Here is a 24,924-nt window from a genome sequence, read left to right as displayed (position 1 = left end):
CTGACCTTATCATGAAAATATTATCTTTATCGCCCTATTGAATGAAGATTAGTCATTTACCCAAACTAACTGCCCAAATCCTAACCTAACACTTTATGTTATTAGAACCCTTAGACTTGGCCGTCTTTATAGGCTACTGTTTACTCATCGTCGGGATGGGGATTTTTGTTTCCCGTGAGAAAAAAGGCCACGTAAAAAACTCTTCTGATTACTTTCTAGCGTCCAAAGCTTTGCCGTGGTGGGCAGTTGGAGCTTCTTTGATTGCATCTAATATTTCTGCTGAGCAATTTATTGGAATGTCAGGTTCAGGTTTCGCACTAGGGCTGGCGATCTCTACCTATGAATGGATGGCAGCAGTTACCTTGTTGGTAGTAGCTATTTTCTTTTTGCCGGTTTATCTTAAGAAGGGTATTTATACGATGCCTGGATTTTTGCTTGATCGTTATGATACGAGAGTAAGAACTACAATGGCTATTTTCTGGCTATTGCTTTATGTTTTCGTCAATTTGACTTCAGTCTTATATTTAGGAGCATTGAGTTTAAATACCATTCTGAATGTACCAATGGGTTATGGTATTGTAGGATTGGCTCTTTTTGCCATGATTTATTCCATTTATGGAGGACTGAAAGCGGTAGCTTGGACGGATGTTATTCAGGTTGTGTTTTTGATAGCCGGTGGTCTAGCCACTACTTATATAGCTCTTCAGATGGTCGGTTCCGGCGATGCTTGGGAAGGATTAAGTTTACTACGTAGAGAAGTGCCAGGACATTTTTCAATGATTCTTTCAGAAGGTGAAATGATGATTCCTGATGGTGCAGGAGGAGTAAGGGATGCCTATTTGGATTTGCCAGGAATTTCCGTTTTAGTGGGAGGAATGTGGATCACTAATTTGAGTTATTGGGGATTTAACCAATATATAACTCAGAGAGCCCTGGCGGCAAAAAATCTGGATGAAGCCCAGAAAGGGATGATTTTCGCCGGATTCTTAAAGCTTTTGATGCCTTTGATAGTCGTAATTCCAGGTATTGCAGCATATGTAATTGTGAAAAACGGAATTGATGTCACATTTATTGAGTCGATGAAGGACCCAATCACAGGATTGGTAAAGTCTGATAGAGCTTACCCAACTTTGCTTCAACTGTTGCCTGTGGGTCTGAAAGGTCTGGCATTTGCAGCTTTGACCGCAGCTATTGTATCTTCACTTGCATCTATGGCAAATAGTACTTCTACCATTTTCACAATGGATATTTATAACAAGCATTTTGGAAATAATGCTTCTGAAGCCAAGCAGGTAAGAGTAGGTCGTATCGCAGCTATTGTAGCATTTGGTATTGCGGCTATCGTAGCTCCTGCACTAGGTGCACTTGATCAGGCTTTCCAATTTATTCAGGAATATACTGGATTCATTAGCCCTGGAGTTTTTGCTATTTTCTTCTTTGGTGTTTTCTGGAAGAAGACCACCTCTAATGCAGCTTTGACAGGTGCAGCATTGAGTATTCCTCTTTCTGTGGTTTTGAAGATTGCATTTCCAGAATTGCCTTTTATAGATAGGATGGGGATAGTTTTCTTGATTCTCGCATTGCTTATGATCATCATTAGTTTGGTAGAAGGTAAAGGAAAAGATCATCCTAACAGCATTGAAATTAATAAAGAGCTGTTTAGCACAAGCACCACATTTAAAATTGGAGCTGTTTTGATTGCAGGGATTACTGCAGCATTGTATATCGTATTCTGGTAAAAAATATTTTGATGAGACGCTTATTATTAGGGATTGACATTGGAAGCTCCTCTGTCAAAACTTCATTGCTTGATGCAGACACAGGAAAGTCTTTGCTTTCAAAAGCTTTTCCTGAAGAGGAGATGATTATCGATTCTCCTGAAAAAGGGTGGGCTGAGCAAGATCCTGAAATATGGTGGAAATATGTTCAACATTCCATCCGATATGTATTGAATAAGACTTCAGTAAAGGCAGGAGAGCTAAAAGGAATTGGAATAGCCTATCAAATGCATGGGTTGGTTTTAGTGGATAAAGACCAAAATGTCCTCAGGCCATCCATTATTTGGTGTGATAGTAGAGCTGTTGGAATTGGTGAGAAAGCATTCAAAGAGCTGGGAGAGGAATATTGTTTAAAAAACCTATTAAACTCACCAGGTAATTTTACTGCTTCCAAACTTCGCTGGGTCATAGAAAATGAGCCAGAGCTTGCAGCTAAAATTCATAAAATGATGCTGCCTGGAGATTTCATTGCGATGAAATTGAGCGGTGATATCGTGACTTCGGAGACAGGTTTGTCAGAAGGAATATTTTGGGATTTTCAAAAGAATGGCCTCAGTGATAAGGTTCTTGAGAATTACCAAATTTCAAAATCATGGATTCCTGAAGTAGTGCCATCCTATTCTATTCAGGGTAGAGTATCAGCTTTCGCATCAGAGGTTACTGGGATAGAGGAGGGAGTTCCTATTTCCTATCGTGCAGGTGATCAGCCAAACAATGCTTTTTCACTTCAGGTATTGGAACCTGGGGAACTTGCGACGACTGCCGGTACTTCAGGGACGGTGTATGGAGTCGCTGATAAGCCACTTCATGATCCATTATCCAGAGTCAATACCTTTGTACACGTAAATCACTCAGAGGACAATCCTTCGTATGGAGTGTTGCTTTGTGTAAATGGGACAGGTATTTTGAATAGTTGGCTCAAAAAAGTAATGGGTGCAGCCCATATTGAGTATGATGAAATGAATAACCTGGGAGGTTCTGTTCCAATTGGTTCAGAAGGATTGGCTTTCATTCCTTTTGGAAACGGGACAGAGCGTATCATGCAGAATCAACATGTCGGTGCCCATATGATGGGTTTGGATTTGCTGAAGCATGACAAGAGACATATGATCCGATCTGCACAGGAAGGAATTGTATCTGCACTCACCTTCGGATTCCGGATTATGCAGGAGATGGGACTGGATCTGAAGACAGTAAAAGCAGGAAAGGCAAATATGTTTTTAAGTCCGGTTTTCCGAAAGACTTTTGTGCATATGAATAAAGTGGTACTGGAATTATTCAATACAGATGGTGCCCAAGGTGCTGCCAGAGGAGCTGGCATTGGTGCTGGGGTATTTGCCAGTGAAGCAGAAGCATTTGAAGGATTGGAGTTGTTGGAAACTTTAGAGCCAAACGAACATTTCTACGAGCAATACGAAGAAGTATATGCTAATTGGAAAAACCATTTGGAAGCTATCCAGAAAATGAGTTAATAGTTGAATTTCAAACCTATAATTACCTAATAAAACACAGTAAAAATGTCAAAAACTTATTTCTCTTCAATCGATAAAATACCTTTCGAAGGTAAAGAAAGCGATAACCCGTTGGCTTTTAGATTTTACGACGAAAACCGTATCATCGCTGGCAAAACGATGAAGGAGCATTTCAAATTTGCTATTGCCTACTGGCATTCCTTCTGCGGAACTGGCGGAGATCCATTCGGACCTGGAACCATCGTACATCCTTGGGATGCAGCAGCTGATCCAATCCAGAGAGCAAAAGATAAAATGGATGCAGCTTTCGAATTCATCACTAAAATTGGAGCTCCTTACTACTGCTTCCACGATATTGATTTGATCGATGAAGGCCCAACATTAGCAGAATATGAGAAAAGAATGCAAATCATCACCGAATATGCGAAGCAAAAGCAAGCAGAAACTGGTGTGAAATTGCTTTGGGGAACTGCTAACGTATTCAGCAATCCTCGCTATATGAATGGCGCTTCTACCAATCCGGATTTTAATGTGGTTTCGTATGCTGGAGCACAAGTGAAGAATGCAATCGATGCAACTATCGCTCTCGGAGGTGAAAATTATGTGTTCTGGGGTGGTCGTGAGGGTTATATGTCTTTGCTAAATACTGACATGAAGCGTGAGACAGAGCACCTAGCCCAATTCTTGACTGTTGCCCGTGATTATGGTAGAAAGAATGGTTTCGAAGGAACATTCTTCATCGAGCCTAAGCCAATGGAGCCAACCAAGCACCAGTATGACTATGATGCAGCTACTGTAATTGGATTCTTGAGACAGCACGGTCTGGACAAAGATTTCAAATTAAATATTGAAGTTAACCACGCTACTTTAGCTGGGCATACATTCCAGCATGAGCTTCAGGTATGTGCGGATGCAGGTATGCTTGGAAGTATTGATGCAAATAGAGGTGACTACCAAAATGGTTGGGATACCGATCAGTTTGCAATGAACTTGCAGGAGATGACTGAAGCTATGTTGGTGATTTTAACTTCAGCAGGCATCCAAGGTGGTGGAGTAAATTTTGATGCTAAAATCAGAAGAAACTCAACAGACATGGACGATCTTTTCCTGGCTCACATAGGAAGTATGGATGCATTTGCCAGAGGCATGCTGATTGCTCAGGATATTTTGGACAAATCTGATTACCTGGAAAGAAGAAAGAACCGTTACGCAAGCTTTGACTCTGGAAAGGGCAAGTCTTTCGAAACTGGTAATTTCACACTTGAAGATTTGAGAAACTATGCAGCTGAAGTAGGGGAGCCTATCCAGACTAGCGGAAAACAAGAGTACTTCGAAAATCTTTTGAATAGATTTATCTAAGCATCTTTTATAAATAATTTTTGAAAGTCCGGTTGAGTTATCTCAATCGGACTTTTTTAATGAAAAATAATGCCGCCATTTGTAAAATATAAACAAGGAAATGAGATGTTTCCTTTAAAACCCATAATTTGGCGACTATAGTTACTGGAGTATGAAAGGAATAGTGATACGTGGGATAGCTTGTTTGATGATGTTTTGGGCAGGATCAGCTTTTGGTCAGACCGAAGTTGAAAAACTAGTATTTCGTAATCTTGATGAAAGTCTAGGTCTCTCTAATTCCAATATTCTCTCTATGATCAGAGATGCTGATGGTATGATGTGGTATGGAACAGCCTATGGATTGTACAGATACGATGGCACCCGGACCAAGATTTTTTTGAATACTAAAGACTCCGCATCGATCTCACACAATAACATTCTTAGAATTTTTGTGGGCCCGGAAGACAAACTTTGGGTGAAGAATGTAAATGGGATTTTTGATATCTACAATCCTGAGAATGAGTATTTTTCGAGAGGGGTCACTGTTTATAATTCTACTTATCATCTTGCTTCTGATTCGGTAGGAATGCTAATAAAAGACCGACAGAATAGATTTTGGTTTACCCATCCTACCAAAGGCATAAGCATTTTTAATGAGGAAACAGGTAAAACAGTCTATGTGCAGAAGTCACAGGAAAAGGGAAGTCTTTCTTCAAATCAGATTGCGGCCATATCAGAAGCTCCCGATGGTATAATATGGATAGTTCATAGTTCAGGCATCATTGATCTAATGGATCCCAATCGGTTAATAGTCACCAAAACATTGAGATTGCCTAAAGGTGAAATTCCTACTCTGGCTACTTATGAACTCATGATAGATTCAGATGGCGATGCATGGATATATGATCCTGATCGGGACTTGGGTGTATTTATAGTGGATGGATTTACCCATAGCATAGAGACTAATAAAGAAGATAAAGGTACTTATCTGCTGAATAATAACATGGTTAAGACCATAGTGGAAGCTAAAAAAGGCCAAATATGGTTGGGAACAGATCATGGAGGGATTAATATAATAGATAAAAATACTAAGACTGTCCGGTTTCTGACAGGGGAAAATGCACAGGATAATTCTATGCCGCATAATGTGATTTATTCATTGTATAAGGATAACGAAGACATTATTTGGGTAGGAACACACAAAAAGGGAGTTGCATATTATCATCAAGGATTGCTTAGATTTTCCCACGTTCGTAAAAATTTTGCTGACCGAAATTCCCTTCCTTTCAATGATGTGAATGCGTTTGCTGAGGATAGCTTAGGTAATATATATATAGGAACCAATGGTGGGGGACTTATATATTACAATAGAAAAACAAATACTTATAATCAATACAAGCATAATCCAGGTGTGTCAAATAGCTTGACAGGGGATGTGATTGTTGACTTGATGATAGATCACAAAGGGATTTTGTGGATAGGAAGTTACTTGAATGGCCTGGGCAGTTTTGATGGAAATGAATTCAAAAACTACCATTATTTACCAGAAGATGTCTCAGGAATTCCCGGGCCAAGCATCTGGAAACTTTTTGAAGATAGTAAGGGAAGAATTTGGATAGGAACACTTCGTGCAGGGATTTCCATGCTTGACGAAGACAGAAAGGTCTTTCATAATTACCCAGCAGGAAGTCCTCCATTTTTTACCAATAATCAATACATCACTGGTTTTGCAGAGGATAAGGACGGGAATATTTGGGTATCCGGTGGAAGCGGACTGAATATGCTGAACTATGAAACTGGCGCCAGCGCTTTTTATTCTGACACTGATGAGAATGGATTGATAGATTCGAATATCACTGATTTATTTGTGGACAGTGAAGGGGTTTTGTGGATTACTACCATGAGTGGTCTGTATTATTTCAATAAGCCAGATAATTCCTTTGTCCACTTTGGAGAGGAGGAAGGTTTGCCTACTGCTTACCTTGTGGATTTGCTGGAAGACGATCACAGTAATCTCTGGATCAGCTCTCAGATGGGTCTCAGCTATGCAGAGATAAATAGAAATGTGAATCCTTTCTCTATCACATTCCAGAATTTTGATCAGAAAGATGGCCTTCAAGCTGCTTTGTTTAATAAGAATTCAGCCCTGAAAACGAGTAAGAATGAATTCATTTTTGGAGGGCCAAATGGTTACAACATATTCAAATCTGAGAATTTTGCTTTCGAGCAAAATAATCCAGCTGTGGTATTCACTGATTTCCAACTTTTCAATGAGGAAGTAAAGGTGGGAGAAGAGCTGAGTAATCGTATACTGCTTCCCAAGTCCTTAGACAAGATGGACCAGCTCGTTCTAAGACATGATGAGAATATTTTTTCGATTGGTTTTAGTGCGTTGAATTTTCTTTATCCCGAGAAGAACAAGTATCGCTACAAGCTTCTGGGATTCAATGATGATTGGATCTATTTGAATGATGACTTGGCAAAAGTAACCTTTACCAATTTGGATCCGGGAAATTATACTTTAGTAGTGCAGCCAGGGACAGTTTTGGATGGATGGAGCCAGAATGATTACAAACTGGATATCAAGATTCTGGCGCCTTTTTGGAAAACTCCTATTGCATATTTTCTTTATTTAATGGTTTTCGTGGCCATTATATTCTATTTCAGGAATCAATTACTTACCAGACAACGAGAGAAATTTGATAAGGAGCAAGCCATCCGGGAAGCTAAGCGTGTTCAAGATTTGGATCGTTTGAAAACCAAGTTTTTCACCAATCTCAGTCATGAATTCCGAACACCATTATCGCTGATTTTGACTCCTACAGAGCATTTGATTTCGGAGACAGAAAATACGGGGCTGCTAAGTCAATATAAGATCATACAGCGTAATGCAAGGCGTTTGCTTAAGTTGATAAATCAACTGCTGGACGTGAAAAATGTAGAAAATGGGGGATTGACTTTTCATCCTTCCGAAGGTGACATAGTTCAATTTATCAAAGACTGTTTAGCTGATTTCCATGAACTTTCTGAGAATAAGCATATTCATCTGAATTTCGAGACGAATACTCATGGACAGCAGGCAATTTTTGATCCTGACAAATTGGAAAAAGTGCTTTTCAATTTGCTATCTAATGCTTTCAAGTTTACTGAGGAAGATGGCGCAATTACAGTCACACTGGAATTGCAGCAGGAAAGTGAGGAAAAAGGCATTTTAATTCTAGCCGTTTCTGATACAGGAGTAGGTATTTCTGTCGAAGATCAGCATAAGATTTTTGAGCGTTTTTACACAACAGAGGGACACAAGCAACAGCTTAATCAGGGAAGTGGAATCGGACTATCTCTCGTTCAGGATTTTGCGCGGACTATGAAAGGTGAGATTACAGTAGAAAGTGAGCCAAATATGGGTTCTGTATTCACTCTTACTATTCCGATAGCTTTGATCATTCCGGACAATTGGTATGAAGAGGATGAAAAAGAAGACCTTGATAATGGACATGTGAAAGAGGTAATTCTTATTACGGAAGATCATGTGGAATTTAGGAATTACCTCAAAGACTGCCTTTCGGACACGTATCAGGTAATCACAGCAGCAAACGGAGTTCAGGGATGGGATCTTGCCCAGCAGCATATTCCAGATTTGATCATTTCTGATTTGATGATGCCTCAGATGGATGGGAAGGAATTTTGCCAAAAAGTAAAGGGGGATATCAAAACCTCACATATACCAGTGATTCTTTTGACTGCCAAGAAATCAGAAGAAACGATGGTGCAAAGCTTGGATAGCGGGTGTAATCTTTATCTCACCAAGCCATTCAATTTGGAGATTTTGCAGCTGAGCATCAAAAATCTTTTACGCGAGCGCAATGTGATTCAGGAGCAAAACCGTAATAAAATCCAAATCAATGCTTCAGAAGTAAAAGTCACTTCCCTAGATGACCAGTTGATCCAGAAGGCTGTTTCTTTGGTAGAAAAGCACATGGAAGATCCCGATTTTTCAGTAGAATTCCTGAGCAAGGAATTGGCGATGAGCAGAGTTCATTTATACAAAAAGCTGCAATCAATCACGGGAAAAAGTCCGATAGAATTTATACGATTGATACGGTTAAAACGGGCTTGCCAGCTTTTGGTAAAAAGTCAACTCAATATCTCTGAGATTGCATATATGGTTGGCTACAATAATGCCAAGTATTTTGCGAAGCATTTCAAGGCTGAATTCAATATCCTTCCTTCGGAATATGCTGCCAAGCAACAGGAAATCACTACAGAATGATAAATTTTATCTGTATTTAACGATTCACCCCCTAATCGGCAACAATTGATACCCACCTTAGAAGTCACGTTGGCGTAAAATTGATAGCTCAATTAACCAAACCCAACAAATGAAAAAACTTCTATTTATGGTAGGATTGATTTTATCATCCTGCTCCGAGGCCTCGACTACAGATCCTATTTCTCCAGAAATTTTTAACGATACAAATCCGGCTGGTGAGGTTGAATTTTTCGGACACCTAAAAGTAACGGAAGGTAAATTAACGAATAGTGATGGAGAACCAGTAATGCTACGCGGAGTGAGCTTTGGGTGGCACAATTGGTGGCCTAGATTTTACAATGCTTCAGCTGTACAATTTCTTAAAAGCAACTGGAATGCAAATTTGGTAAGAGCTGCCATGGGTGTTGATCCATCCGGTGCGTACCTGGAAAACCCGGACTTTGCCCTCGAAAAAATTAAAGCAGTGGTAGATGCTGCCATAGCGGAAGATATGTATGTGATCATAGATTGGCATAGTCATGATTTGTATCCGGAGCAAGCCAAAAAGTTCTTTGTGGAAATGGCCAAGACTTATGGTGAAAATCCGCATGTCATATATGAGCTGTTCAATGAACCAGACTTTGAGACCTGGGAAGAAGTAAAGGCATATAGTGAAGATATTATTACCGAAATCAGAAAATACGATCCGGATAATCTGATCTTGGTTGGTTCGCCCAATTGGAGTCAGGACATTCAGATAGTGGCTGAGAATCCTATACTGAATCAGGAGAACATCATGTACGTGCTGCACTTCTATGCCGCTACGCACAAAGACTACTTAAGAGAAAGAGCTGATAAAGTATTTGAAAATGGCTTACCTATTTTCGTTACCGAATGTGCAGGGATGGAAGCATCAGGAGATGGTGCTATAGACACGGACTCTTGGAACGCTTGGATAGATTGGATGGAAAGTAGAAATGTTTCGTGGGCAGCTTGGTCGATCGCTGACAAAGATGAGACATGTTCCATGATCTTACCTGATGCTTCTTCAAACGGAAACTGGACCGACTCACAGATCAAACCTTGGGGTAAGCTGGTGAAGAGGGCGTTAGAAAAGAATTTAGAATAGTTCAATTGGTCCTTTTCACACAATGTTTCGCACTTTTTTAGTGAAAAGTAGAGGAGTTTAAGATTGTAAAACCCTTGTTTTCAATCGATTTCGAATCGGTTAACATTTGATACCCCTATTAAAAACATTTGAATACCCTCTCCCAAGCTTAGTAAAACTACATTTATTCGGATCAAAGAAGTAAACCCAAAAACCTGATCCTATTTCTTTTCAAATTGGATTTTATACATTCAATTCATTCCGATAGTACATTTCGGAGATAGGAATACATCTCAGTTTTTGGTGATTGTTTCGATGATTTTTTAACAAAAACCCAACTGAATGATACAAAACCGTCTAGCAGACAAATTCAATTTTACCTCAGGAAAATCTTTTCCTACATCAAACCTATATACCAATTTATTACAACTAAACCCCTCATGATGAAAAAACTATTACCACTTTGGCTAATGCTTCTGGTAGGTGTGGTTCAGGCACAAGTCACGGTCACAGGTACCGTGAATTCTGCCGGAGATGGACTCACACTTCCAGGAGTAACAGTACTGGTGAAAGGAACCACTACTGGTGTTGCAACAGAAGGAGACGGGACGTATTCTATTACGGTACCATCTTCAGAATCTACCCTTGTTTATAGCTTTATAGGTTATAAGTCCCAAGAAATCGTAGTAGGAAACCAATCTACAATTGATATCACGCTGGAAGAAGATATGGCTTCCTTGGATGAAGTAGTAGTGGTAGGCTATGGTACGATGAAAAAAAGAGATATGTCCAGTGCACAGGTGTCTGTGACGTCTGAAGATATAGAACGTACAGTCAATACCACCGTGGAGCAAGCACTTCAGGGTCGTGCAGCAGGTGTATATGTGACGCAAAATACCGGTGCGCCAGGAGGAGGGATTTCAGTAAATATCCGTGGCGTCAACTCTATTGGCGGTACTAACCAACCTTTGTATGTAATCGACGGTGTTCAGATTCAACCAGCTGCTGTATCTTATGGCAACACTTCTTCTACCAACCCATTGGCTGGATTGAATCCTAGTGATATAGAATCTATGGAAGTACTGCAGGGCCCATCTGCTACTGCTATCTATGGTTCTAGAGGTACAAATGGTGTAATCATGATTACCACCAAACGCGGAAAGGCCGGTGAAACCAAAATAACTTACAACTACCTATACACACTTCAGGACAAGCCTGAAAATTTGGAGGTGATGTCATTGAGCCAATATGCGACTATGACTAATGATATCCGCGAAATCACCGGTGGGGATTCTCCAGCGGCATTCTTGGATCCTTCACTTTTAGGAGAAGGTACTAACTGGCAAGATGCACTTTTCAAATCTGCGCCCCTGAATAAGCATAATATTACTCTTAGCGGTGGAGACGAAAAGACAAAGTTTTATATCTCCGGTGAATATTTTAACCAAGAAGGTGTAGCGATTGGATCTTCATTTGACCGATATTCTTTGAGAACAAACATAGACAACCAAACTAGAAAATGGTTGAAACTTGGTTTGAACTTACAGCTTTTTCATACGGATGAGCAATTGGCTACCGGTAGCTCTGATGTGATCAACAATGCGATTCAGATGGCTCCAAATGTACCGGTAAAAAACCCTGACGGATCTTGGGGTGGTGCGGATCCTGTGAATGGATCAAGCTTGCAGTTTACTCCAGCTAACCCTATCGCTTTGGCAAATCTATTGGATAGAAGCTATAAGAGAAGAGGTGCACAGGGTGGATTCAATATTGAAATAGACCTTGCTAAGGGGTTGAAGTTCCGTACGATGGTTAACACAAACATTAACTATAACAATGGCCACTTCTTCACCCCAACATATACGCTTGGTGTAGTGACTAATGATACGAACACGCTTGCTGAAGAATCAAGTAACAGTTTCTATTGGAACTGGAACCAAATGTTGACCTACAGTGCCGTTTGGGGCAAGCATGCGTTGGACTTAATGGGTAGCCATGAGGCACAGGAATCTCAATTTGAATACTTGAACGGTGCCAGAATGAATTTTCCTTCAAATGATCTTCAGGAACTTGGTTTAGGATCAGCTCAAGGAGCTACTAACAGCGGCGGGGCTAATAGCTGGGCGATGGAGTCATTCTTTGCTAGAGCAAATTACACCTTCAATGAGAAATATATCCTATTAGGCGCTTTCAGGGCAGATGGATCTGCAAATTTTGGACCTGAGAACAGATGGGGTTATTTCCCTTCCATGTCTGCAGCTTGGAGAGTTTCCGAAGAAGGCTTCCTACAGAATGCTGATTGGATGGATGAGTTAAAGATCCGATTCGAAACAGGCCTAACAGGTAACCAAGGAGATGCAGGTGCAATATTCGCACCTCTTAGCTCGCCAAGTGTTCCAACTCCTTGGGGCGGTGGCTTCTTGGTATCGAGATTTGGTAATCCAAATTTGAAATGGGAAGAGACTTCTACTGTCAATCTTGGTTTCAACTTAAATATTCTGAATAATAGAATCCAAATCGAAGGTGATTTTTACCTGAAGAAAACTGACAACTTACTTTTGCCAAACCCATTGCCTTGGTACATGGGAACCTCCGCTGAAGGAAGTATAGGTACTCCTACAGTGAATATCGGTGCTTTGGAAAATAGAGGCTATGGCATTACGATCAACACGATCAACATAGATAATAGAGCTACTGGATTCTCTTGGAGTTCTAATTACAATTTCTCAGGCTTTAGAACAGAAGTAACAAAATTCTTCTCTGAAACAGCTTTCATTGACCGTACTGCATGGTGGTTGAACAACTTTACTGCGAGAGCTATTCCTGGCCAGGCGCCATGGTTGTTTTATGGCTATCAGACGGATGGTTTGTTTCAGTCAATAGAAGAAGTAGAGTCAAGTGCAAGACCGGTGGATAATTCCGGAAATCCTATCCAGGTGGATCGTGATAATGGTATATATGTGGGTGATATCAAATACAAAGATTTGAACGGTGATGGGGTAATAGATGAGCGTGATCAGACTTTCATCGGTAATCCTTGGCCAAAATTCACTTTTGGTATGACTCAGCAATTTGCTTATAAAGGATTCTCTCTGGATGTTTTGTTCACTGGCGCTCTTGGAGTAGATATCTATAACTACAACAGATTCCTTAACATCAACCCAAACAATGTGAACTTGGGTAGAAATATGCTTTTGGAAACCTATGATTATGCTAGGATCGAGATGGATGAATCAGGAAATCCTTTCATAGCAAATGCTGGTACAGACGTCCCTAGGATTACAGCAACAGATCTAAACGGTAACGGTACAAGAATCTCTGACAAATTTGTGGAAGACGGTTCTTACGTACGAGTGAAAAATATCAATCTTTCTTATGCGGTTCCTGCAGAATTGCTTGAAAAGCAAAATGTGGTTAGAGGCCTAAAGCTAGCCTTCGGAGTACAAAATGCATTCACCTTCACCAAATACAAAGGATATGATCCTGAGGTAGGGGCTTCTGTAGGAAATAATGTACAAGCAAACAGCCAGTTAATCGGCGTAGACTATGGCAGATATCCTCAGACAAGAATGTACACATTCAGCTTAGGTGTAGACTTCTAATCCAACAATCATATATACATGAAAACAAACACGAAATTCCATAAAATAGTCCTTGGAGCAACTTTGCTACTTGGAGGAATGGTGAGCTGTTCAGAAGATTTCTTGGATAGACCACCATTGGACGCGATTGTAGATGCAAACTTCTACAAAACTGACGATCAGATTTTGGCGGCTTCGGCGCCACTTTACAATATAGTTTGGTTTGCTTATAATGATAAAGCAAGCCACGGGATAGGTGATGCAAGAGGAGGAACTCTTACTTCAGGATCCTACCAGCTAGAAAACGTGCGGTTCAATACTACAGGAGAAACTTCAGAAAACGGAGAGGCGTGGAGAGCCTTCTATAATGTAGTAGCTCAGTCAAATTCATTAATTAATAACATCCATGCTTTTGCCGGTGAGGATGTAACTGAACGAATCAAAAATCATGGTATCGCTGAAGGAAGATTCATGCGTGGTCTGGCTTATTCTTACTTAGTTCAAAACTATGGACCAGTGCCTATTATCACCAACAATACCGCATTGCTTCAGGATACGACTATCGCCAGAAATACCGAAGAAACAGTTTGGCAATTTATCATAAAAGATTTTCGCTATGCGGCGGAGAATCTTCCTGAGAGTTCTGTGTTGACTGGTCGTCTGACTAAGTGGTCCGCTGAAGGTGTCCTTGCAAAAATGTACCTGACGAAAGCAGGTGTTTCTGGAACACGTAATCAATCTGATTTGGACTCAGCAGCATATTTTGCGAAGCGGGTAATTGATAACAGTGGAGCAGAGTTGATGGATGAGTATGAAGATCTTTTCAAAACTGCCAACAACAATAATAAGGAAACACTAGCTGCTTTGCAGTGGGTTTATAATGCCGGCCAAGCTGGTCAGTGGGGTGCTCAAAATTCAGTACAGGCATTCTTGGCTTTTGGATCTGAAATCACCGGGTTCGGTGACGGATGGGGCGGAGATATTGGAGCATCCAAGTGGTTACTTGACATGTATGATGATCTAATATTTGACAAAAGAAGAAAAGGAAGCTTTATGTTCCCTGGTGATCACTACTCCTATATTACTCAAGTGCCTCCTGGTGGATCAGCACAAGAATTGGAAGTGCCTGCACGTAGCCTTGAGGGCGGTAGACCTTTCAACTCCAGAGCTTGGGTGAAAAAGTATGTGGTTGGCCGACCCGAAGATAACGATGGAAAAGTCGTTCAGCAGGGTACTGAGATAAATACCTACATCCTTCGTTTGGCAGATGTTTACTTGACTTATGCAGAGGCAATTTTGGATAAAAACCCTTCTGAAGCACTGTTATATGTGAATAGAGTAAGAGCTAGAGCTGGTGTAAATGCCCTGACTTCCGTCACTTGGCAAGATGTATTTGAAGAACGTATCAAAGAATTTGCGATGGAAGGACAGGCTTGGTACGAGTTTACCAAGTTGGAGTATTATGATCCGGCTAAAGCATACAGCATGCTTTCCGCCCAGGATCGAGGCACATTCAGGATTTATGCTGACCAGATTCCTGATCCTACCTTGTGGGAAATTGAGATCCCTGCAGACGATACTTCCCCAAGATTCTTTACAGTGAATGAATCTAATTTTAAGATTCCAATTCCTTCTTCGGAGTTGTCAAGAGCACCAAACCTGAGAAAGCCAGCTGTACCGTACGATTTCTCAGCCGAAAATTAATTGTGCACTTCTATTGAAAATATACATATGAAAATCATAAAAAATATAAGCTCCTCACATTCACTTCTGGTAGCTTCAGCGCTGGTAATGGTTCTGATCCTTGGCGCCTGTAAGGATGAGGATGAAATAAATGTCGGTCCCCCAACTATAGAGCGTGTGCGAAATACAGATCCTTCCTCAGCAGACAGCTCCTTTACTTCTGCGACATTGGGAAGCACGCTTGCGATTTTGGGAAATAATCTTCTGGGAACACAGGAGGTATATCTTAACGATTATCCGCTTGGGGTAAACACGGCCTATGTGACTAATAACACGGTAATAGTTACCGTTGGTGACTCAGTTCCTACCGTAGCCACTGACCCTAATGTGCCAAATACTTTAAGATTGGTAAATAAAGCGGGTGAGGCTTTGATGGAATTCACTACACTTCCTCCTGCTCCTCAGATCACCCAGGTGAAAAATCAATATGTAAAAGCTGGCGATGAGTTGACTCTTCTGGGAAGATATTTCTTCTTCGTGGACACCGTATATTTTCCTGGTGAAGATGCATTTGTCACTTCAGGGATTGAGACTAATTCCACAGGTTCGTCATTGACAGTAAAAGTTCCTGATAATCTTGATTTTTCAGATGGGCAAATGATTAGAGTTGTTACCCAATCAGGAGGATCAGCTACAAATAGAAATACCCAGATCTATGCTGAAAAAGGTATGGTTGCGGATTTTGACACCAACGGTGCACTTGAATATCCAGATAACTGGGGCTGGGGATTGTCAGGAGATATGATCCGCCCATCTCAGCCAGGAGTGGCAAGTCTAGAGGGAAGTTTTGCAGGAATGAATCAGGCATTTCCAGCAAATTGGGGCTGGAATAATGATAAGGTACTCAACCTAAGAAACAACAGCGGAGTTCAAATATTTCCTACAGGAGAAGGCTATGAACCTTCTACGCCTGCTGCCAGTTTTGACATTCGATTTGAAGTAGCAATCAATACTACTGCTTCAATTGAAGGACTTCAGATGCAGGTTTGGTTTCCCGATGTCAATGGAAATGAATTGAGTTACAATATCCCAATGAGTGATTTTGTTAAAGCGACTGATGGATCTTGGTATACCATGTCCCTTAATATGTCAAGACTTACCAATGGATCTACAAGATTGAATACTTATGCTGATTTCTTGGCAGGTACATTCATCGATCAAGGTATTAATACAAAACAACTTAGATTAGTGGTTATAAATTCGACATCTAATGATATTCCTGCAGTACTTGGGATAGATAATATCAGAGTTGTAAGAGCAGTTAATTAAATAGTATAGCATAAGAGGTTTATTAATTGGATCTCCGGGGTGAAGCGTTTTGCCTCGGAGATTTTTTCTAAAATTCTCTTATCAATCAATGAGAATTTAAATCTCTCTTAAGAAGAGCTTGGTGGTTTTATCTATTTCAACTGCCCAAGACTATTTCTTCAGTCAAACCCTCTCTTGAGCTTGAAGTCCCGACTCAAAATGTTTAAATGCAACTCATCAAAATTTCACCAATTCATCCTATTGGGTGCAGTTTTGTTTTTTTCTGCCTGTGACAGGAAAAATGTGGAAAGGGTTCCTACACTTTTCGAAGAAATAAGTGCTGATTCAACTCACATTATCTTTATCAATCAAATACAAGAAACAGAAGCTGCCAATATCCTCACTTATCAATATTTCTATAATGGTGGAGGAGTTGCAGTCGGTGACGTGAATAATGATGGGATGGAAGATCTCTATTTCACGGCCAATCAGGGACAGAACAAGCTTTTTTTAAATCAGGGAAACCTAAAATTCCGGGACATTACTTTAGCCACTGGCACAGCTGGTAAAGACAATGCTTGGACAACAGGCACAGCTATCGTTGATATCAACGGAGATGGCCTCAAAGATATTTATGTCTGCTATTCTGGAGATTTGCCCGAAGTGCAGCGAAGAAATCAATTGTTTGTAAATCAGGGATTGGATAAAGATAAAATACCATTTTTTAAGGAAATGGCAGCCGAATATGGATTAGACGATCCCGGCTACAGTACGGCTGTTTATTTTTCTGATCTGGATCAGGATGGAGATTTGGATATGCTTTTACTGAATCACAACCCTAGACTTTTCAGTAATCTTATTATCAATGCTTTTCAAGCAATGCTGACTTCTGCAGATTCTATGAGCAGCTCAAAGATATTCAAGAACGAAAATGGAGTTTTCAAAAATGCTACCAAAGAGTCTGGCTTGACGGAGACTGGTTTGAGCTACGGATTGGGTGCTTCCATTGCAGATTTCAATGGAGACGGATTTCCTGACATTTATTTGGGAAACGACTATTCTGCATCCGACTATCTGTACATAAATCAGCATGATGGAACATTTGTCAACCAAATAGAAGAGCGTATTGGTCATACCAGCCTTTACACTATGGGAGTAGATGCTGCTGATATCAACAGAGACGGGAAATTGGATCTGATAAGTCTTGACATGCTTCCAGAGGATAACATGAGGCAGAAATTGCTATTTAGTCCGGAGAATTATGAGCATTACAATCTATTTCTGAAAGCCGGACTTCATCACCAACTAATGCGAAATATGCTACAGTTGAACAATGGAGACGGTACTTTTTCTGAAGTAGGTCAACTTGCTGGGGTCAGTGCCACAGACTGGAGCTGGGCACCATTATTTGCTGATTTTGATAATGATGGTTTTACTGATCTCTTTGTATCCAATGGATTTTTAAAGGATTTTACCAGTCTCGATTTCATCAATTACAGAAATGAATACCTGCAAAACTCAAAAGTCTCATCTGCAGGAATAAATGATTTGATCGCAAAAATGCCAGCTACGAAAATTGGTAATTATGGCTATAGAAATATCAATGGAATTCAATTTGAAAATCAATCTGACAGTTGGGGGCTAGGAAAGCCAGGCAACTCCAATGGAGCAGCTTATGCAGATTTGGATCGGGACGGTGACCTGGACTTGGTTCTGAATAATCTGAATGAACCTGCTCAGATTTTTGAAAACAAGACTTCGGATGATTCTACATCAAACTATCTGCAAATCCGACTGAGAGGTTTGGAAGGAAACTCAGATGGAATTGGGGCACGGGTTAGCGTCTATCAACAAGGCAAAATCAACTATCAAGAACAACAGATTTTCAAGGGATATCAGGGAAATGTTAGTGCAACCATTCACTTTGGACTAGGAGATGAGGAAGTAGATTCCGTGGAGGTACGCTGGAAAAATCATAAAATCAGCAGGATTAAAAATCCCGGAATCAATCAGATGCTTGAAGTAGATGAATCCGATGCAGAAATCGAATACGAAATTGAGGCTAAAACAGAACCAGCTTTTATTCTTTTGTCCTCTTTCCTAAGCGAATCGAATTTTGTGCTTCCTAATGACTTTAAGCGTCAAAGCCAACTGCTTTACAGTTTGTCTCAGGAGAAAGTAAGCCTACTTCATGCTGATCTCACTGGTGACGGAGCAGGTGAAATTATCTTTTCTAACGGCATGTCAGTCCAGTTGATTTCTGAGAATAATTCTTTTAAGCCGGATAAAACTGAATTGATTTATACTACCGATTTCCCAAACATCACTTCAATAGTAGCTCTTGACGCAGATGGAGATTCGGATCTCGATCTATATGTAGGAAAAGGAGGATATTTCGATTTGGAAGTAGAAGATTCCAGACAGACCGATGTACTGCTAATAAATGACGGCAATGGAGTATTTACTGAATCCAACACTGATTTTGGAATAATGCCTACGGAGTTCGTCACAATTTGGGATGCAAACGGAGATGGATTGGATGATATATTCATAGGATCAGGCTATTTACCGGGAAGATGGCCTGAATCTGCACCCAGCCAGTTGTGGATTAACGGAGGAGATGGAACTTTTTCTCCAATTTCCCTGGACTTTATTTCCCGTGTCAAATCATCCCAAACCTATGACTTAGATCAAGATGGATTGGATGAACTCATCATCGTATCGGAGTTTGATCGCATTCGTATCATTAATATCAAAGATGGTAAAGTAATGGATCGATCAGATGAATTTTTGCCTGATGGGAAATCTGGTCTTTGGTCATCGATTTTGATTCAGGATTTGGACAAAGACGGAAGTCCAGAAATGATTGCGGGGAATTGGGGCCTAAATTCCAGATTGCAAACGGATCAGCAAAATCCTGTCCGTATCTATTACGAAGATTTTGACAACAATGGATCTGTAGATCCGCTGATGACTTTTCCTGTAATGGGAGAGGAATTCCCCTTTTTTTCCAGAGATGAGCTAGCTGCGCAGATGTATAAGAAGAAGGTACTTTTCTCTTCTCATGAAGCTTTTTCCAAAGCTAAAATCGAGGACATACTTACCGCTGAAGAGCTTGACAAAGCAAAAGTTCTTAAAGTTCAATCGTTGGAAACGAAGATGTACACACTTAAGAATAATGTATTTGAAGAAGTGAACTTGCCAACTATGGTTCAATCATCACCTGTTCAGGCTATTTCAGCTATCAAAAAACCGAAAGGAGTTGACTTGCTACTCCTCGGTAATCAGGAATACGCCAGACTTAAAATCGGTAGGATAGATGCTAATCCGGGATGGCAACTTCGAAAAGATGAAAAAGGGAATTGGAATATATTAAAGCCTATGTACTCCGATTTGAAGTTGAGAAACAATGTTTCCAGCTCCTTGACAATCGGTAATAAGCTCTGGGTAGGAGTTCCTAATCGTGGTGTTTTTAATTATGCATATTGATTTAAGTGATGATTAATAAAAAATTGAATTTCAGTTATTTAAATAAAATGAAATATTCGCATATTCTTCTGTTTGGATTTCTTTGCATCATGTCATGCAAAGCACCAATCGTAGATGAAAACCTAACTGTCGATGAATCTATCCGATTAAACCAAGTAGGCTTTTATCCAGATCAGCAAAAAATCGCCGTCATCATTAATCATGAAGATGTAGAAGATTTTGTTCTCTGGGACGATGATCAAAAAAATATCGTATACGAAGGAAAACTTTCTAAGGAAGTTATCAAGACTTTCTCCGGTAAGACATCCAGAATCGCCGATTTTTCACAATTCAATAAGGTTGGCAAATATGTATTGATATTAAGTGGAGTAGCGAAATCCTACCCGTTTGAGATCAATCCTAAAATAAATCAAGAGCTCGGAAAAGCCAGTATCAAAGCTTTCTATTATCAGAGAGCAAGTATGGAAATAGAAAAAAGTCATGCAGGTATCTGGGCAAGAGCACTTGGGCATCCCGATGATCAGGTGATGATTCATCCTTCTGCTGCATCCAATTTCAGAAAAGCAGGTGATATTTTAACAGCTCCAAAGGGCTGGTACGATGCCGGTGATTACAACAAGTACATTGTTAATTCAGGGATTACCGTGGGTACACTTTTGTCACTTTTTGAGGATTATCCAGATTATTTCAAAAAACTTGATTTGAATATACCTGAGTCAAGTGATCAAATTCCTGATTTACTGAATGAAGTCCGGTGGAATTTGGACTGGATGATCACTATGCAGGATCCAAATGATGGCGGTGTATATCATAAACTTACTACTGCCAAATTTGAAGGAATGTTGGAGCCACATTTGGCAAACTCCCAGCGCTATGTGGTGGCAAAAAGCACTACGGCAACGTTGGATTTTGCAGCGGTAATGGCTCAGGCTTCCCGTGTGTACAAAGCATATTATCCTGAAGAGTCAGTGATGTATTTGAAAGCCGCAGAAAATGCCTGGAACTGGGCGAATAAGAATCCAAATGTTCTTTATAAGCAAAATGAATTAAACGAATCCTTTGATCCGGATGTGACTACTGGGGCTTACGGGGATTTCAGTGCGGTGGATGAAAAGATTTGGGCAGCTTCTGAGCTTTTTATTACCACACACAACATGACTTATTGGGAAGAATTGATAGATGCTGATCAGAGCTTCAAGCTTCCTTCCTGGAATCAAGTCGCTTGGTTAGGTTATTATTCGCTTTTAAGACATCAGGAAAATATTTCATTACTTCCCCAAGAGTGGATGGCTATGCTGAAAATAAATCTGCTTTCCGCTGCAAGAGCTCAAATTGACGGTTTAAATGGTGTGGCTTTTCGAAGCCCGATGGAAAGCAATGTCAAGAATTTTATTTGGGGCTCCAATGCAGTTGCTGCTAATCAAGGAATTCTCCTCCAGTACGCTTACAAGCAAAATGGGGAACATGCTTTTCTGGAGGGAGCATATGATAATATGGATTATATTCTAGGAAGAAATGCTACCGGATATTCTTATGTGACCGGTTTTGGAAGTAAAACTCCACTTCACCCACACCATAGACTTGCTGAATCAAGACCTGATCTACCGCCCTTACCAGGATTCATAGTGGGGGGAGCAAATCCAGGCCAGCAAGATGGATGTAGCTATTCGAGCAAATTCGCAGATGAATCCTATTCTGATGAAAGTTGTAGCTATGCTTCCAATGAAATCGCTATCAACTGGAATGCTCCTTTTGCATACCTGGCAAATTCATTGGAAGCTATTAATCAATAAATTGTTTAAGATTAGCAATTGCATACTCTTCCATTGAATTAAGTTTAGATGTTTCAGATTTTTTAGGCAAATTCCCAATTGAAATAATATATGGTATGAAACACATCTGGAAAATATTCACCTTATTAATTCTTTTTTCCTGCGGATCGTCAAAATTTGAATCTCAAGTTACCCTTCCTAAACTTTTTGGAGATGGCATGGTCGTTCAGCGGGATGAAGCTATTTCTGTTTGGGGAAAAGGTGTTCCAGGTGAGAATGTACGTGTGAGTCTAGCAGGTGCAGTGACCAGCGGAACTGTAAATAATGATAGTACTTGGGTGATTAAACTACCTGAACTGAAAGCTGGAGGACCTCATACACTCGAAATCAATCAACAAAAAATCAATGACGTATATGTAGGTGATGTCTGGGTAGCTGGAGGACAGTCCAACATGGAGTGGAGATTGAAATCTCAGGTAATAGGTGCAGAAAAGGAATTTGCTGAGGGAGGAGATCCACAGATCAGGTTTTTTAAAGTCCCAAATTCATACAGTGCAGAGAAACTTGATGATGTGGTAGGAGGAGAGTGGAAGGTAGCTGATTCTGTAAATATGAAAGATTTTTCGGCTGTAGCTTGGTTTTTTGCAAAACGAAATAATGCTGAAAAGAAAGTACCAGTAGGAATTATAGAGTCAAACTGGGGTGGAACACCCGTAGAAGGATGGACGAATGCCGAGATCCTCGCAGAGATGGAAGGGTCATTCAATGAGCAGGCAAAAGATGTAGTAGATAACAATGAAAGCTGGGTTGCTAAACTGGACGAAAATGAAAAGAATCGTCAATTAAGGGATTCTTTGGTAAGCAAACCTGATTCAATTGCAGCGGCAAATGCTTCAGCTATAACTTTCGATGATTCAGGCTGGACAAAAATAAGTCTCCCTGAATCCAATCCTTTGCAATATATCGCCTGGGCAAGAAAGAAATTTTCCTTAACAAGCACCGAGAACGTAACGCTTCACTTGCCATATATTGATCAGATGGCATATGTGTATTTGAATGGAAAACTGCTTCATTACAAGGATTGGGGAACAACAATGCCTGATATTGAAATCCCGGCAGAGCTACTGAATGAGGGTACAAATGTATTATCTGTTCGAGCCATCAATAGTTGGAATAACCAACCTTCAATAGGAGAGGAAGGGGAAATGTATCTGATGGAGTCAGGAAAGCAAATTTCGTTGGAAGGAACTTGGACTTATTCAAACTCAGCAGTGGAGCCTACGCTTCCTAAAGTGGAGTATTTCAACTGGATGCCGGGGATGATGTATAATGCGATGATAGTTCCACTTACAAAGTATACCATCAAAGGTGCCATCTGGTATCAGGGTGAAAGTAATGCAGGCCGCCATGAAGAATACAATGAACTTTTCGCTACGATGATTACGAATTGGAGAAAGGATTGGGGCTTAGGTGATTTCCCATTTCTATTTGTACAATTGGCAAATTTCATGGAAAGAAAAGATGTGCAGCCGGAGAGTGATTGGGCATTTTTGAGAGAAGCGCAGAAGCAAACTTTAGAGCTTCCAAAGACTGGAATGGTAACCATTATAGACATTGGAGAAGAAGGTGATATTCATCCTAGAAATAAGAAAGATGTAGGTGAAAGACTCTGGTTACAGGCAAAAAAAGTGGCTTATGGAGAAAATAACCTTGCTTCGGGACCACAGTTTGATTCAATTTCCAAACAGGACAGCGTATTACTTGTGAAATTTAAATCTGTAGGAGAAGGATTGAAATTGAAAGAAGGCGAGGAAGTGAAAGGCTTTATCGTAGGAAAAGAAGGTGGAGAATTCGAACAAGTAACGGCTTCCATAGCAGATAAAGAGTCTGTCGAAATCATACTTCCTGAAGGGTTTGAGGCCGGTGAAATTCGGTATGCTTGGGCTGATAATCCGGAAGTGAATTTGGTTAATAATCTCAATCTTCCAGCGGAGCCTTTTAGAGCCAAGTTTGAGTAAAAAATATTATTATAATGAAAGATAAGAGGTCATGTTGGTAGCATGACCTCTTTTTGATCACTTTATTTTGCCCATAGACTCCTGTACTTCCAGTAGTTCGTCCACTTTTTCCTGATACTCCGGCTTTGCCGGGATTTTTGCCACATTTTCCAAGAAATCAATCGTGCTGAAAAGTACCCCTTCCCAATCTCCTGAAGTAATAGAACTTCCAATTACATGGTCTCCTGCATTGGGAAAAGCTTTCTTTCTTTTCAAATCGTTTGGCGTACTTATCTGGTCATACATTTCCAGCATCTTCGGAACGGAAACTACATTGTCCTGAGCTTCATTGTCTTTGTAATAATAAGCTAAAAATAAAGGTTGTTTAATTTTTTTGAAGGTGTCTTCATTCATATTACTATACATGACGAGTGCGAGACTTTTGTAAGCATTGATGTGATAATCCTCTGACCAATACATAGCTTTTTCACCCTCACGTTTCTGATGAATCACTTTATTTTCCATCATTGTCATCTCCATTAATTTTTGCATCCAGGGAGAAAAAAATGCGGAAAGTTTCTCTCCATAATCACGCATCGCAGGAGAATACACAGCTACAGCTTTTATATCTGGTTGCTGACTTGCCAATAACAAAGTCAGTGCTCCGCCCATAGATGTACCCACTACAATGACTTCATCACCAAGACTTTTCCCAATTTGATACGCTTCCCCGGCAGCATTTGCAAGCAGCTGAGCACTCAGGTATTCCATCCCATTATCACGTTTAATGCCATGTTCAGGGAGCCTGGTGACAAAAAGATTTGCTCCAAAATGGGCAGCAAGGAATCTATGCACTGGATCTCCTTCCATGGGACTTGCGCCAAATCCATGAATATAAACTATAGAGTAGGGAGTTTTTCGTTTATTCAAACTATCCGACCAAACAATATAAGCTTCATTTCCCGGCTTGAGACCTATTACAGAATCTTCTCTCTGGCGGATGTAGTTTTGTAATTCGGATAATCTAGTAGGTATTTCGGGAAATTCTATGGTCAGTTCCTGCTGCTTAAGTTTTGGTCCTAACATGTACACTATTGCCAGAATGATAGCAGCACCAAAAATGCCCAAAAGTATTTTTCTTAGCATAGC

Annotated in this window: 12 protein-coding genes; 11 read left to right on the top strand and 1 reads right to left on the bottom strand. The window is 40.3% G+C overall.

What is annotated here, in order from left to right:
• The first annotated feature begins 95 nt into the window (after positions 1-95).
• The 11 genes from AACZ73_RS16290 (at position 96) to AACZ73_RS16240 (ending at position 23,796) form a co-directional block, all read left to right on the top strand.
• The gene (locus AACZ73_RS16290) at positions 96-1,739 is read left to right on the top strand and encodes a sodium/sugar symporter (protein WP_339879469.1); all 1,644 of its coding nucleotides are present in this window, start codon (positions 96-98) and stop codon (positions 1,737-1,739) included.
• Between the two features lie 11 nt (positions 1,740-1,750).
• Positions 1,751-3,250, top strand: coding sequence for an FGGY family carbohydrate kinase (locus AACZ73_RS16285; protein WP_339879468.1), 1,500 nt, complete (start codon positions 1,751-1,753; stop codon positions 3,248-3,250).
• A gap of 45 nt (positions 3,251-3,295) precedes the next feature.
• Entirely contained in the window at positions 3,296-4,609 is a 1,314-nt protein-coding gene (gene xylA / locus AACZ73_RS16280) for a xylose isomerase (RefSeq protein ID WP_339879467.1), read from the top strand.
• A 151-nt stretch (positions 4,610-4,760) separates the two neighbouring features.
• On the top strand, positions 4,761-8,858 hold the full coding sequence (locus AACZ73_RS16275; protein ID WP_339879465.1) for a two-component regulator propeller domain-containing protein: 4,098 nt from the start codon (positions 4,761-4,763) through the stop codon (positions 8,856-8,858).
• 109 nt (positions 8,859-8,967) lie between these two features.
• Positions 8,968-9,966, top strand: coding sequence for a glycoside hydrolase family 5 protein (locus AACZ73_RS16270; RefSeq protein ID WP_339879463.1), 999 nt, complete (start codon positions 8,968-8,970; stop codon positions 9,964-9,966).
• Between the two features lie 422 nt (positions 9,967-10,388).
• Positions 10,389-13,547: a TonB-dependent receptor gene (locus AACZ73_RS16265; RefSeq protein ID WP_339879461.1), complete on the top strand. Its 3,159-nt coding sequence runs from the start codon at positions 10,389-10,391 to the stop codon at positions 13,545-13,547.
• A gap of 18 nt (positions 13,548-13,565) precedes the next feature.
• Entirely contained in the window at positions 13,566-15,230 is a 1,665-nt protein-coding gene (locus AACZ73_RS16260) for a RagB/SusD family nutrient uptake outer membrane protein (RefSeq protein ID WP_339879459.1), read from the top strand.
• A gap of 27 nt (positions 15,231-15,257) precedes the next feature.
• Positions 15,258-16,538, top strand: coding sequence for a glycan-binding surface protein (locus AACZ73_RS16255; RefSeq protein WP_339879458.1), 1,281 nt, complete (start codon positions 15,258-15,260; stop codon positions 16,536-16,538).
• 198 nt (positions 16,539-16,736) lie between these two features.
• Positions 16,737-20,006, top strand: coding sequence for a VCBS repeat-containing protein (locus AACZ73_RS16250; RefSeq protein WP_339879457.1), 3,270 nt, complete (start codon positions 16,737-16,739; stop codon positions 20,004-20,006).
• Between the two features lie 47 nt (positions 20,007-20,053).
• Positions 20,054-21,799 (top strand): glycoside hydrolase family 9 protein, encoded by a 1,746-nt coding sequence (locus tag AACZ73_RS16245; RefSeq protein ID WP_339879455.1) that lies wholly within the window; start codon positions 20,054-20,056, stop codon positions 21,797-21,799.
• Positions 21,800-21,894: 95 nt separating this feature from the next.
• Positions 21,895-23,796: a sialate O-acetylesterase gene (locus AACZ73_RS16240; protein ID WP_339879453.1), complete on the top strand. Its 1,902-nt coding sequence runs from the start codon at positions 21,895-21,897 to the stop codon at positions 23,794-23,796.
• A gap of 57 nt (positions 23,797-23,853) precedes the next feature.
• Here AACZ73_RS16240 and AACZ73_RS16235 read toward each other — a convergent pair whose 3' ends face one another.
• Positions 23,854-24,921 carry an alpha/beta fold hydrolase gene (locus AACZ73_RS16235; RefSeq protein WP_339879452.1) on the bottom strand — a complete coding sequence of 356 codons (1,068 nt, stop codon included), beginning with the start codon at positions 24,919-24,921 and terminating at the stop codon, positions 23,854-23,856.
• Positions 24,922-24,924 lie beyond the last annotated feature (3 nt).

This window comes from uncultured Algoriphagus sp. (assembly GCF_963974835.1).
Classification (GTDB): domain Bacteria; phylum Bacteroidota; class Bacteroidia; order Cytophagales; family Cyclobacteriaceae; genus Algoriphagus.
Note: the sequence above shows the minus strand (reverse complement) of the source record. Positions and strands in the feature narration are given on the sequence as shown.

Coding starts and splice junctions, on each gene's coding strand:
- AACZ73_RS16290 (WP_339879469.1), top strand. CDS start 96: ATGTTATTAGAACCCTTAGACTTGGCCGTCTTTATAGGCTACTGTTTA.
- AACZ73_RS16285 (WP_339879468.1), top strand. CDS start 1,751: ATGAGACGCTTATTATTAGGGATTGACATTGGAAGCTCCTCTGTCAAA.
- xylA (WP_339879467.1), top strand. CDS start 3,296: ATGTCAAAAACTTATTTCTCTTCAATCGATAAAATACCTTTCGAAGGT.
- AACZ73_RS16275 (WP_339879465.1), top strand. CDS start 4,761: ATGAAAGGAATAGTGATACGTGGGATAGCTTGTTTGATGATGTTTTGG.
- AACZ73_RS16270 (WP_339879463.1), top strand. CDS start 8,968: ATGAAAAAACTTCTATTTATGGTAGGATTGATTTTATCATCCTGCTCC.
- AACZ73_RS16265 (WP_339879461.1), top strand. CDS start 10,389: ATGAAAAAACTATTACCACTTTGGCTAATGCTTCTGGTAGGTGTGGTT.
- AACZ73_RS16260 (WP_339879459.1), top strand. CDS start 13,566: ATGAAAACAAACACGAAATTCCATAAAATAGTCCTTGGAGCAACTTTG.
- AACZ73_RS16255 (WP_339879458.1), top strand. CDS start 15,258: ATGAAAATCATAAAAAATATAAGCTCCTCACATTCACTTCTGGTAGCT.
- AACZ73_RS16250 (WP_339879457.1), top strand. CDS start 16,737: ATGTTTAAATGCAACTCATCAAAATTTCACCAATTCATCCTATTGGGT.
- AACZ73_RS16245 (WP_339879455.1), top strand. CDS start 20,054: ATGAAATATTCGCATATTCTTCTGTTTGGATTTCTTTGCATCATGTCA.
- AACZ73_RS16240 (WP_339879453.1), top strand. CDS start 21,895: ATGAAACACATCTGGAAAATATTCACCTTATTAATTCTTTTTTCCTGC.
- AACZ73_RS16235 (WP_339879452.1), bottom strand. CDS start 24,921: ATGCTAAGAAAAATACTTTTGGGCATTTTTGGTGCTGCTATCATTCTG.